General features: G+C 65.5%; 10 protein-coding genes. 4 read left to right on the plus strand and 6 right to left on the minus strand.

Features of this window, described 5'->3' with window-relative positions; genetic code table 11:
* The first annotated feature begins 26 nt into the window (after nt 1–26).
* On the plus strand, nt 27–1,205 hold the full coding sequence (locus ACSUZC_RS22000; RefSeq protein ID WP_439030564.1) for an epoxide hydrolase family protein: 1,179 nt from the start codon (nt 27–29) through the stop codon (nt 1,203–1,205).
* Between the two features lie 107 nt (nt 1,206–1,312).
* Nucleotides 1,313–2,572 (plus strand): cytochrome P450, encoded by a 1,260-nt coding sequence (locus tag ACSUZC_RS22005; RefSeq protein WP_439030565.1) that lies wholly within the window; start codon nt 1,313–1,315, stop codon nt 2,570–2,572.
* Here the strand turns inward: ACSUZC_RS22005 and ACSUZC_RS22010 are convergent.
* Together ACSUZC_RS22010 and ACSUZC_RS22015 are read right to left on the minus strand one after the other, a co-directional pair.
* Nucleotides 2,519–3,037 carry a nuclear transport factor 2 family protein gene (locus tag ACSUZC_RS22010; protein WP_439030566.1) on the minus strand — a complete coding sequence of 173 codons (519 nt, stop codon included), beginning with the start codon at nt 3,035–3,037 and terminating at the stop codon, nt 2,519–2,521. The genes ACSUZC_RS22005 and ACSUZC_RS22010 overlap by 54 nt on opposite strands.
* The gene (locus ACSUZC_RS22015; RefSeq protein WP_439030567.1) at nt 3,034–3,534 is read right to left on the minus strand and encodes an HtaA domain-containing protein; all 501 of its coding nucleotides are present in this window, start codon (nt 3,532–3,534) and stop codon (nt 3,034–3,036) included. Before ACSUZC_RS22015 ends, ACSUZC_RS22010 begins: the two co-directional genes overlap by 4 nt.
* 206 nt (nt 3,535–3,740) lie before the next feature.
* Here ACSUZC_RS22015 and ACSUZC_RS22020 point away from each other — a divergent pair, with 206 nt between their 5' ends.
* On the plus strand, nt 3,741–4,835 hold the full coding sequence (locus ACSUZC_RS22020; protein WP_439030568.1) for a Zn-dependent alcohol dehydrogenase: 1,095 nt from the start codon (nt 3,741–3,743) through the stop codon (nt 4,833–4,835).
* Between the two features lie 251 nt (nt 4,836–5,086).
* On the opposite strand, the gene ACSUZC_RS22025 is transcribed toward ACSUZC_RS22020, so the two are convergent.
* The 3 genes from ACSUZC_RS22025 to ACSUZC_RS22035 form a co-directional block, all read right to left on the minus strand.
* Nucleotides 5,087–6,349 carry a cytochrome P450 gene (locus ACSUZC_RS22025; protein WP_439030569.1) on the minus strand — a complete coding sequence of 421 codons (1,263 nt, stop codon included), beginning with the start codon at nt 6,347–6,349 and terminating at the stop codon, nt 5,087–5,089.
* A gap of 95 nt (nt 6,350–6,444) precedes the next feature.
* Nucleotides 6,445–7,449 (minus strand): PDR/VanB family oxidoreductase, encoded by a 1,005-nt coding sequence (locus ACSUZC_RS22030; RefSeq protein WP_439030570.1) that lies wholly within the window; start codon nt 7,447–7,449, stop codon nt 6,445–6,447.
* Between the two features lie 385 nt (nt 7,450–7,834).
* Complete coding sequence (locus ACSUZC_RS22035; RefSeq protein WP_439030571.1) at nt 7,835–9,259, minus strand: FAD-dependent monooxygenase; 1,425 nt, start codon at nt 9,257–9,259, stop codon at nt 7,835–7,837.
* A gap of 284 nt (nt 9,260–9,543) precedes the next feature.
* Between ACSUZC_RS22035 and ACSUZC_RS22040 the strand changes: the two genes are divergently transcribed.
* Entirely contained in the window at nt 9,544–11,145 is a 1,602-nt protein-coding gene (locus ACSUZC_RS22040) for a flavin-containing monooxygenase (RefSeq protein WP_439030572.1), read from the plus strand.
* Between the two features lie 164 nt (nt 11,146–11,309).
* Here the strand turns inward: ACSUZC_RS22040 and ACSUZC_RS22045 are convergent, their stop codons facing one another.
* The gene (locus ACSUZC_RS22045; protein WP_439030573.1) at nt 11,310–12,725 is read right to left on the minus strand and encodes an aldehyde dehydrogenase family protein; all 1,416 of its coding nucleotides are present in this window, start codon (nt 12,723–12,725) and stop codon (nt 11,310–11,312) included.
* Nucleotides 12,726–12,733: the final 8 nt, after the last annotated feature.

A 12,733-nucleotide genomic window follows, 5' to 3' on the forward strand; every position in this document is an offset into this window, starting at 1 on the left:
CGCACCACTCATGCTTGGAGTCGCCCATGACACCCCGGCCGTTCACGATCGAGATCCCCGACGAGGTCATCGAAGATCTCGACCGCCGGCTCGCGTCGACCCGGTTCGCTCCGGACATCGACAACTCCGACGGTCGATTCGGCCTGTCGACCGACTACATGCGCGAGTTCGTCCGAGCGTGGCGCGAGGACTTCGACTGGCGGACGCACGAAGCGACACTCAATCGGTTGCCGCAGTACCGGGTGGACATCGACGGCGTCCCGATCCATTTCGCGGCGGTCGAGGGCACCGGCCCGGCGCGGATCCCTTTGGTGCTCACCCACGGGTGGCCATGGACGTTCTGGGACTTCCACCGGATCATCGGCCCGCTCACCGACCCCGGTGCGCACGGGGGTGATCCCGCGGATGCCTTCGACCTCATCATCCCGTCGCTGCCTGGGTTCACCTTCTCCACACCGTTGACGACTCCGGGGATCACGCACCACCACATTGCCGACCTGTGGGTCCGGCTGGTCCGCGACGTCCTGGGACATGACCGGTTCGCCGCGTATGGCGGCGACTGGGGTGCGCTGGTCACCAGCCAACTCGGCCACAAGTACGCCGACCATCTGTACGGCATCCATCTCAGCAGTGCCGGGTCGACCCCAAAGGGTTGGAATGTCGAGCGGCCCTGGGATCTCCTTCGACGCGCCGTCGATGCGGCCGCCCCGGAGAACCGCGAGAAGGTCGTCGCCTGGGAACGCCGCCGGATCGGGCACATCACCCCGCAGGTCGTCCACCCGCAGACGCTCGCGCATGCGATGCACGACTCCCCTGTCGGGCTCGCGGCCTGGATCACCGAGCGCCGCCGGGCGTGGATGGATCCCGCGTTGGACTTCGACGAGGTCTTTCCCCTCGACTTCCTGCTCACCAGTGCGACCCTGTACTGGGCGACGAACAGCTACGCCACCACCGCACGGTTGTACGCGGAGGCCCCGGCACACCCCTGGCAGCCGGCGCACTCGGCGCAACCGATGATCCAGTGCCCCACCGGCGTCTCGGTCTTCGCCGACGACGTCGCGCCCGGCGCCTCGCTGGACCGCCTCGGAGATCTCTACAACGTGGTGAACGTGAGCCGCCACGCGGTCGGGGGTCACTTCGGCCCCATGGAACGCCCCGACGAGCTGGTCGAGGACATTCGCACGACCTTCCGATCGTGTCGGTGAACTCGTCTCGACCGCCTCGTCGCGGCCGGCCGGAACGGGCCCGCAGCACCGTCGCCCGTCGCCAGTAGGATGGTCGGCACGCGCGGGCCGAGGAAGGACGGTAGAACATGACCGAGCCGATCGATCTCGAAGATCTGCGCAAGGCTCATCGCCGCGACTACGACCCCTACGAACAGGCGACCATCCCGGACCATCTCGCCGAGCTGGCCGACCGCCGACGGACTCTGCCGATCAGCTATTCCGCGCGCGGGAACGGATGCTGGGTGTTGACCCGCTACGACGACATCGCCGACATCCTGCGTCGGAACAGTCGGGGCGTCATCAGTTTCCCCAACGATCCCGACGGCATCAACACGCAGGGCTCCGAACGCGGGATGATCCCGATCGAAGTCGATGGGGCCCGGCACAAACACTTTCGACAACTGCTCGACCCCAAATTCAGCCCACGTCGCGTCGAACAACTGGCCCCGACGCTGACAGCCCTGGCCAACCGTCTCATCGACGAGTTCATCGAGAGCGGCGAGTGTGATTTCGTCCAGCAGTTCGCCGCACCGTTCGCGGGGGCGGCGGTACAGACCATCATGGGTTGGCCCCCCGAGGACATCGAGCAGATGAACCGGTGGGCGATGACCCTCCTCCATGGGGTCGAGGGTGGATCCCTCGAGGAGACAGCGGAAGCCAGGGCCGAGGCGCACCGCGAGATGCACGCGAGGATGCTCGACCTCATCCGAGACCGACGGCGGTCCCCGCGCACCGACGACGTGACCTCGGCGGCGCTCGACGCCGAGATCGACGGTCGCAAACTCGGTGACCTCGAGTTGTTCGACTTCTTCCTGCTCATGGTGAACGCCGGCCTCGCGACGGTGCAGAGCGTCCTGGCCCAGTCCATTGCCTACCTTGCAGACCATCAGGATCAATGGGCCGAGATGTTCGCGACACCCGAGTCGCTGGACGCGGCCATCGAGGAGCTGCTGCGCTGGACCTCGCCTGCCGTGCCGACGCGGACGATCGTGGACGAATCGATCGAGATCGGCGACCTCCACCTCCCCAGAGGCGAACGCGTGCACTTCCCACTGGCGGCAGCCAATCGGGATCCCGAGTTCTTTCCGGACCCCGATCGGGTGGACTTCGGTCGCGACCCCCGGCCGCATCTCGCGTTCGGGACCGGACCGCATCGGTGCGTCGGACGCCACCTCGCTCGACTCGAGCTGCGGATCGGTCTCACCGAGCTGCACCGACGGATGCCCCTCTTCGAGGCCGCGGATGACTCGCATCCGCGCCACCACCTCGGCCTGGCCTGGGGAATCGACGGCCTACGACTCCGATTTCCGCCTGGGACCCGCGAAACCCCTTTGCGCGAGCAATGATCCGGAGCGAGTAGCGACCTCGTCGGCGACGGTCTCGGTGCGCTTCCACTTCATCGAGATCACCCGCTCGGTGATTCTCCACCCGGACTCGGTGCGCCGCAGCGTGTCCCGATAGGACCCACCACCGCTCATCCGCACCAGGATCCGGTCTGCCGGGTCACCGGCCCATCGGCCGGTCTCCACGCCGTACTCCGAGTGGGCGGATGCGGTGTCGCCGTCAACTTCGATCACCGTGTTGTACAACGGATGCTGCGCGAAAACCCAGCCCGGGTCGGTTGCCCCGAGGCGCGCGCTCATCTGAGCGGGCGTCTCACGCCGCCCTCCCATGGGCGAGAAGTCGATGACAGCGTCCTCGGTGAAGACCTCGTTCCACAGCTCGAACCTGCGTTCGTCGAGGGCGACGGCATAGGTGCGCAAGGCGGTCTCTATCTCGACGCGATCCGTGTGCTCTGCCGGGCAACTCATACAGTCGACACCGCCTGCGCGGTGGGCACGGCGAACGCCAGGGGCTCGAACAGCTCTCGCGGCGGATAGACGTCGTTGAAGAGATCGCACGCGGTGGGTGCGAGTCGGACCTCGGACGCCTCGAAGATCTCAACGTCGCCCTCGTGCCGCGGATCGGCCAGATCGAAGGTGACCAGCGTTCTCCGCGGACCGGTTTCAGGTTCGTCGAGATCGCGGATACTGAGTTCGGCCTGTGCACCTCGTCGTGTGATCCAGGGGTCCGCGATCCGGACGAACAGCATCCCGAAGTGGCCCCCGAAGCGCACATCACCCCGGAACGGGAACACCGTCGCACCGTCGGGCGTCGGTGGCGTCACGGCGGTGTCCACCTCGAAGTAGATCGCGCCCGATTCCGTCGGTCTCGCGCCTCCGCTGATGCTCGATTGTCCGTCAGGCATCCGTGCGATGTAGTCGACAAAACTGTGCTTGATGCCCCAGAGGAGCCCGTGAGCGGTCATGATCCTCCATTCGTCCATCCACGCAGGCCGGAGGCCGTCAAAGGCCGTCCAATTGTGCTGTTGACGTCGAATGTACCTCATTACGACTACGCAAAGGGACGAAATTCCCCGGCCAGCGGGGATTTCTGTAGTTGTGCTCGTATAAGGTTTCGGTCATACTTGTGACTCACACAACAAGACTCTGTCTACACCTCCTAGGAGCAATCATGAGCAAGTCCGCCGTCCTGTGGAACGTTGGCGAAAAGTGGAACATCGAGTCGGTGGACCTCGCTTCTCCCGGTCCCGGTGAGGTCCTCGTCAAGGTCATGGCCAGCGGACTGTGCCACTCCGACGACCACTACGTGACCGGCGATCAGCCTGCCGCACTGCCTTTGGTGGGTGGCCACGAAGGCGCCGGGATCGTCGAGGCGGTCGGCACCGGAGTGACTCGGGTGAAGCCCGGCGACCATGTGGTGATGGTGTTCAACCCTCCGTGCGGCGACTGCCACTTCTGCAACACCGGTCGTGCCAACATGTGCATCATCGCCAAAATGGCAACCGCCACGCCCAGCACGCCGTTCGAGGCTCGCGGGCAGCAGTTCGGAGGAGTGGCGGAGCTGGGGACGTTCAGCGAGTACACCGTGATCGCCGAACAGCGCGCCATCAAGATCGACGACGACATCCCCTTCTCGTCCGCCGCGCTTCTGGGGTGCGCGGTCATCACCGGGTGGGGTGCCTCGGTGTATCTCGGTGAGGTCAAGCCGGGCGAGACCGTCGTCGTCATCGGCACCGGTGGAGTCGGCGTCAACTCGCTGCAGGGCGCGCGGAATGCGGGCGCCGGCATGATCCTCGCCGTGGACCCGGTCGATTTCAAGCGAGAGAAGGCGAAGCTGTTCGGCGCCACCCACACCGCAGCGAGTATCGCCGAGGCGTCCGAGATCCTGGCGGCCGAGACGAAGGGGGCGATGGCAGACGTCGCCATCATCTCCGTCGGCGTCGGCGACAACGACATGCTCCAGGACGTCACCCGGCTGACGGGGCCCGGCGGACGCACCGTCATCACATCGGTGACCCCGGCGGCATCCAGCACTGTCAACCTCAGCCTCTTCGAATTCACCCTCAGTGAAAAGACGTTGCGTGGCAACGTGTACGGAGGCGTCAACGTCTACCGTGACATCCCGCTGCTGCTGAACCTCTACAAGCTGGGCAAGCTGAACCTCGACGACCTGATCACGACGACCTATGCCCTCGACGACATCAACACCGGGTACGCGGACATGCATGCCGGCCGCAACCTCCGCGGTGTGGTCCTGATGGACTGAGGGTCCGCACCGGTCCGACCAAGACGGCACCGGGACGCCACGGTTCGTGGTGTCCCGGTGCCGTTTTCACGTCGCGGCCGAACGGGATCGGGTCGCGGTTGTCGTGACCCATCGCATCCGCCAAACCGACAGAGTCGCCAACCGACAGAAGTGGCCAACCGCCAGGGTCGCCGACCGACAAGAGAAACCCGTCTCCACGAGACCTCCATCGGAGATCAGGCGGAAACGGGTTCCCTACGTGGGGCAGGCGGCTAGTCCGCGCGCGGTCCCGGTGCGAACTTCAGATGCACGCTGCTGACCCCCCAGGCCAGTCCGAGGTGCTCAACCGGCGCCGGTTTGGTCGTATCCAGCTCGAACTCCGGCAACCGCCGAGTGAGCTCCTCCAGCGCGAGCCGGAGCTCGAGACGAGCGAGATGCACTCCGACACATCGATGCGGTCCCATACCGAACCCCACGTGGGGCTTCGTCGCCGGGTCCTGGTACCTCTCCAGGATCACCTCGTCGGGGTTGTCATATTGCGCCGGATCACGATTGGCGGCGGCCAGGGCGAAGTGCACCCGCTCCCCCTTGGGCAGCGTGAGATCGCCGACCTGCACCTCGTCCTTCACGATCGTCCGCGTCGGAACCGGCGGTGCGCCCCAGCGGACGAGCTCCTCCACCGCGGACTCGATGAGTGCGGGATCGTCCACCAGTCGCTTCCACTGGTCCTGCCGACCGGCGAAATAGACCATCGCCTGACCCAGCACACTCTGCACTGTGTCCAGGCCCGCCAGCATCATCAGCAGAAACAGATCGAAGAGTTCCGAGTCCGAGAGTTTCTCGCCCTCGATCTCGCACTCGATGGCGGCTGTCGTCACGTCCTCTCGGGCGGGTTCGCCACGACGTCGGGCGATCAGGCCCAACATGTACTCGTGGATCTCGACATGGGCTTTACCCCGTGCCGCATCGGATTCCTCCTGTGTGGCACCGGGGAGGCCGTGCATGACGACGTCGACCCAGTTGTTGAGGCGCTCGACGTCCTCCTCGGGCCAACCCATGATCTTCATGACCGTGACACCCGGGAACGGGAGGGCGAACTGGTTTCCGAAGTCGCACTCGCCTGCCTCGATGAATTCGTCGACCAGACGTGCAGCCCACGAACGCAGGTCCCCCTCGAGCCGGGCCACCCGCTCCGGTGAGAAGGCGGGCTCGAGCATACGGCGGAACTCCTGATGGCGCCGCCCGTCGAGTTCGATGGGGATCATCCCGACGTCGGAACCGGTCCGGTTGATGCCATCCGGTTCGTTGGGGAAGCTGATGAAGCCGCGATTGCTGCGCCGCAGCACGCTGGCGACGTCGTCGTACCGGGTCAGAACCCAGGTACCGTTGCCGCGCGCGGAGTAGCTGATCGGCAACGACTCACGCCGTTCGGCGAACTCGGCGAGCTGATCGGCGATGGGGATCTGCCGGTAGGGGTCATAGTCGCGACGGAATTTCTCCCGTAGCTCGGTGAGCGGTGTTTGGGTACTGGTCATGATTCCTCCAGGGTCGTGATCGGGCTGTCACAGGGAAGTGGATTGCGAGCTTCTCGTCCGTGCGGCCCGGATCGATGCGCTCGAGGGGTGCGCCGTCAGATGTCCAGCACGAGTCGAGGCGTCACCGCACGGCCGACACACACCATCATCGTCTCGTTCTCGGCACGCTCGGCCTCGGTGAGAATCGAATCACGGTGCTCGGGTACACCTTCGATGATGACCGTCTCGCAGGAGCCACACGTCCCTTCCTGACAGGAGACGACTATCGGGATGTCGTTCTCCTGCATGACCGCGACGATGGACTTGTCCGGCGGAACGGTGATGGTCTTGCCCGACATCTGACATTCCACCTCGAACGATTCGTTCCGGACCGGCTCGCCGATCTCCTTGGGCGCGAATCGCTCCAGGTGCAGAGTTCCCTTCGGCCATGGGGCGCAGGCAGACTCGATTGCCTGCAGGAGAGGTTCGGGACCACAGCAGTACACCGCCGTGTCCGCCCGGACCTTGCCGAGAAGCGAGGCCAGATCGAGGAGGCCGAACTCGTCCTGGGGCCGAACCGCGATGTGCTCGCCGTAGGTGTTCTCCAACATCTCGACGAATCCCATACTCGAGCGGGATCGCCCGCCGTAGAGCAGTTCCCACTCGACACCCCGCGCCTCGGCCGCGGCGACCATCGGGAGCATCGGCGTCACACCGATGCCACCTGCGACGAAGATGAGTTTCTCGGCCGGCTCGAAGGGGAAGTTGTTCCGCGGACCCCGCACGAGGATCCGATCGCCTTCGGCAAGTGTGTCGTGCAGGTATTCCGAACCCCCACGACTCTCGATCTCACGCAGCACCGCGATCTGCCACACCGACCGGTCGCCGGCGTCACCGCACAACGAGTACTGCCGAACGATGTCACCGGGAATCACGACATCGATGTGCGATCCGGGCTCCCATACCGGCAATTCGTGGCCGTCCGGGTCGGCGAACTCGATGAGCACGACGCCTTCGGCGATGGTTTCCTTCTTGGTGACCACGACGTTGCGGGCCTGTTCGGCTGACGTGTCGACGTGTCCGATGCTCGTGTCGTGGTCATCGACCAGTGACTCTGACAACTTGACCTCCAGATGATGCTCGTGCGCAGGTGCCCGCCTGTGGTCACGGTTATGGTTCCGTGCGCTTGTGTTCCATTTAACACGATAGTGGCACAATTGGAAAGCAGTAGAGCGGTTGCGCGTTGTGTGCTCCAACGCGCCCCCGGGGCGGTCTACGAAATTCCACCCGGCCGATCACTTCCCGGACAAAGACTGGGAAACAACATCTTTCGTGATCGATGACGCCCGCCGACGCCGTCGGTGCGTGCTGAGGCGCCGGCAGGCCTAGCATCGCTCGCCAACCACATATCAATGGTGTTGTGCGTCAACGAGACGTGGCGCGCCGGGTCTCCGACGCGCCACGATGCGCCTCACCCGGGCCCGGACGGAACCGGGCCCGCGCGTCTCACCTCGTCCGGATCAGTGCGCCCAGTTCGTCCCACTGCTCCTTGATCGTCTCGACGACCTCGTCGCTCGTCAACCAGTCATTCGACCGCAGCAACTGCGTGGTCTCCCGGTATTTGATGTACCGGTCGTTGTCGCGGGCCGCCCAGACCGCCAACCGATCGGCAAAGCCCTGGTCGGGCGAGACCGCGGCCACATCCTCGGTTTTGCCGTCCACGGTGATCTCGACCCCTGGGATTCGGTGATCCAGAGCGGTGGAAGAACTCCAGCAGAACTGCACCATCTCGTCGGTGGTCTTGTGGTAGCGGCCTGCCAGGCCGACGAGCGATGCCGCGCCCTCCTCGACCAGCTGCGTTTCGATCTGCGCGGCCAGAGCCCGCGCCTCCAGCGCAGCCGCCGTCATCCCCTGCCCGTAGACCGGGTTGAACGCCGCCCAGGCGTCACCGATGGTGAGGAAGTTCTCGGGCCGCCGCTCGACCGCGGCGTAGTCGCGCAGACGGTTCGTGGTGTCCCGCCAGATCGAGATCCGCTCCGGGAACTCGACCTCGTCGAGCGCCTTGTCGAGTTCGGGTACGCCGATCGCGGCCACGTACTCCTTGAGATCCTTCTCCTTACGCGGCGGGTAGTCGCCCGCCGAACCCTGCACGGTGAGAATCCAGCGGCGCTCACCTTCCACCACCCACATGGCCATGGCCCGACGGCCCGCCTCCGGCGTGGACGCATCCTCCCCGGCCGGAACCGAAGCCAGGGCTCGGAAGCCGGGGTCCCAGTTCTCCGGGACCCGAAGAAAGGTGCTCGCGTATCCCCAGTGCGCGTTGACGACGGTCTCGACGGGAGTGGGGAAACCCAACTCCGTCAGCCACTCCGGCGCCACCGAACGACGGCCGGTGGCGTCGATGACCAGATCCGCATCGATGACCTCGCCGTCGGCGAGCCGGACACCGGTGACCGCCCCGGCGTCGGCCACGAGGCCGACGGCCTCACGGCCGGTGACGAACGCGACCCCGTCGAGCTTCGTGGCGAGGTTGCGGATCGCCGCCTCGATGACGGGACGGCTGGCCATGATGAAGCGCAGGTCGGATTCGAAACGGGGTGACCAACCGATGCGGTCCAACCGCATCACGTCGGCGGTCGAGTCGAGATCTGCAGCTCCGAGCCGGATGGCTTCGTCCGAGAAACCCGGCAACAACTCCTCGATCGCGACGCGCCCGCCGGCGATGAGCGCATGGAAGTGCGCGCCCTGGGCAACCCCGGCCCGCTGTTGTGGAGTCTCCGGGAACTGGTCTCGGTCGAGGACGAGCACCTCGTCGAAGTGTCCGGCCGTCGCCGCTGCCGCCAGGCATCCGGCGATGCTCCCGCCGATGATGACCGCCCGGCCGAACCGCTGTCGCTCTGTGCGAGTCGCGGAGTCTCCAGCCTCACTCATGTCACGTATCTCCTGATCCCGATCGGTCTGACTCCCGCGATGAGCTGGGAGGTGGTAGCAGTCGTGCTGCCAAACAACTTGTGGACGATTAGACCACAATTTAGTGATACGCGAAAGAATGGGCGCCCTTTTACGCGCCTAGCTGGATGTCCGCCCCGGCTTCGCTCTGTGGCCGAGAGTTTGACTTCCTGCTACAACGAGTCTTTCATAATAGAGACATAACTAGTCCCGGGTGTGCCGACCGGCACCGAGAACGAAAGAGCCTCATGCCTGCCACATCGCCAATGCCAGCAGAGACCGTTCCCGTCCGTCTCGACGCCCTCGTGGTCGGAGCAGGCATCTCGGGTCTGCACCAACTGTGGACTCTACGCGACAAGGGCTTCGACGCACGGGTGGTCGAAGCCGGATCCGGAGTCGGGGGTACCTGGTTCTGGAACCGCTATCCCGGCGCGCGGTTCGACTCGGAGAGCTACTCCTACGGGTACTTCTTCTCCGAGGAGATCACGGCGGAGTGGACCTGGTCGGAAGAGTATGCCGGGCAGCCGGAGATCGAGGAATACCTCAACTTCGTCGTGGATCGCCTGGATCTCCGGCACCACATCGACTTCGATTCCCGTGTCGTGTCGGCGGTCTGGCTCGACGACCTCGGCGAATGGGAGGTCACGACCGACGGTGACACGACGTACCGGACCCGGTACCTGATCACCGCTCTGGGGATCCTGTCCAAGCCGGCGTTCCCGAAGGTTCCCGGTTTGGAGAATTTCTCCGGCGAGAGCTATCACACCGGCCTGTGGCCGCACGACGAGGTCGACTTCACCGGCAAACGGGTCGCGGTCATCGGAACCGGCTCGAGCGGGGTCCAGATCATCCCGATCATCGCCCGCACCGCGGCGTCGGTCACGGTCTTCCAGCGAACACCCAACTGGTGCACCCCGATCAACAATCACCCGATCACACCCGAGCGTGCCGCGGAACTCCGTTCCCGGGTCGACGAGATCTACTCGCTGACGCAGACGACACCGGCGGGTGGCATCCATGCGCCGATGACCTCCTCATCGCTCGAGATGACCGACGAGGAGCGTCGCAAGATCTGGGACGAGCTCTACGATGCCCCGGGAATGGCGTTCGTGCTCGGGAACTTCCGGGACGTGGCCCTCAGTCGCGAGGCGAACGCGAACCTGACCTCCTATCTCGCCGACCGTATCCGCGCGCGGGTCGACGACCCGGCCGTGGCCGACCTGCTGATCCCGACCGACCACGGTTTCGGGCAGAAGCGGCCGCCGTTGGAGAACGGATACTACGAGACCTACAACGAACCGCACGTCTCCCTGATCTCCACCTCCGCCGAGCCTCTGGAGAGCTACACCGAGACCGGAATCCGGACCAGCCGCGCGGAGTACGACTTCGACATGATCATCATCGCCACCGGGTTCGAGGCGGTGACGGGTTCGTACCGGCAGATCGACATCCGAGGACTCGGGGATGTCCCGCTCGCCGATTACTGGGTCAACGGTCCCCAGACATATCTCGGTCTCCAGGGCGCCGGGTTCCCGAACCTGTTCTTCCTCGGCGGACCGCAGAGTGCGTCCGGGATCATTCCGCGCGTCACCGAGACCCAGGCCGACTGGATCGCCGACTGCCTCGCGCACATGCGCGATCACGGGCTGACCCGGATCGAGACGAACCAAGAGGCCGTGGACGAATGGAACGACCACGTCATCGAGGGCATCCGGGGAACGTTGCAGGAAGATGCCGAGTCCTGGGCCTTCGAATCCACGGGAACGGGCCGGCGAGCGTACCTGCTGTATGCGAACGGGCAACCGACCTACCGCGAGAAGATCCGCGAGTCCGCGGCGGCCGGCTACAAGGGATTCGAGATGTCCTGACCGGTGGCCATATCCACGAGATCGGCGGCGAGGGTCATCCTCGCCGCCGATTTCTCATGTGCGGCAGCATATCCGGTCTGCGCCGAACGGTATCGGAAAAGAAGTGCGGACACGCCGAGCGGGAGTGGTCGATGACCACTCCCGCTCGGCGCTCCAGGGTCTGATCAGAGGTCGGCGCCGTTGCCGTAGATGATCTGCCGCTGGGTGTACTCCTCGAGCCCGGCCAATCCGTTCTCGACCCCGATGCCGCTCCACCGTGCTCCGCCGAAGGGGACGTGCGGGCCGTGGTTGATCGCGTGTCCGTTGATGTAGACCGTGCCGACCCGGAGCCGGCGGCCCACCGCGAGTGCCCGGTTGGGGTCGGAACTCCAGACCGAGCCGCCCAACCCGTACTTCGATCGGTTGACCTGGTTCACCACGTCGTCGATGTCGGTGTACGGCACCAACGGCAGCACCGGCCCGAACTGCTCTTCCTCGATGATCTCCGCCCCGGCGGGGACATCGGTGAGGATGGTCGGCGTCAGGAAGTAGCCGCGGTCGCCGACCGTCTCGCCGCCCGTGCGCACCCTGGCCCCAGCGGCGACCGCCGATTCCAGCAGTCCGTTGACCCGCTCGAACTGCGCCCGGTTGTTGATCGGTCCGAGCCGGACGCCCTCTTGATCGCCGGCACCCACCGCCACCGACTGCGCCACTGCGACAAGCGCATCGGCGACCGCCGGGTAGATCGACTCCGGCACGAAGACGCGCTTGGCGGCACCGCACACCTGCCCGTTGTTCACGAAGGCGCCCCAGAAGAGGTCCTCCGCGGCGGCGGCGACGTCGATGTCGTCGAGCACGATGGCCGGGTCGTTGCCGCCGAGTTCGAGGGTGACCCGCTTCAGATCGTCGGCGACCGCAGCGGCGACCGCCTTGCCTGCACTGGTCGAACCGGTGAAGCTGACCATCGCCGGGACAGGGTGTTTCGTCATCGCGACACCCACGGAGTCCCCGCCCGAGACAACGTTCAGGACGCCTGCCGGGAATGCATCCTGAAGGAGTTCGATGGCCCGTAGCGTGGCCAACGGCGTGTACGGCGACGGCTTCAGGACCACCGTGTTGCCCGCTCGCAGTGCGGGCGCGAACTTCCAGGCAGCCTGGATGAGCGGGTAGTTCCACGGGGTGATGGCGGCGACCACGCCCAACGGGATGCGTACCTGGGCGACGGCTCCCGGCGTGATGACCTCACTTTCCGGGATCTCCACATCGGCGAAGTAGCCGATCCACGCTGCTGTCCCATGGGCCTCGCCGACCGCGTCGGCCAACGGCTTACCCTGCTCGCTCATCAGGATCTGCGCCAGTTCGTCGACATTGGCCGTGATGACCTCGGCAGCCTTGCGGAGGGCCGATCGGCGCACCCCGTCGTCGGATGCCCACACGTCGAATGCCGCCTCGGCAGCGGCGAATGCAGCGTGGACCTCGGTGGGGGTCGCCTCGGGCGCTTCCGCGAACGGGACCTCGGTCGCCGGATTGAGAACGCTGAAGTACTCGGTCCCGGCGGGCTTGCCGTTGATGGTCATCGAGAAACGTTGTAGTTCTGACATTGTTGTGC

It is taken from the genome of Gordonia terrae (assembly GCF_051789125.1).
GTDB lineage: Bacteria > Actinomycetota > Actinomycetes > Mycobacteriales > Mycobacteriaceae > Gordonia > Gordonia terrae_A.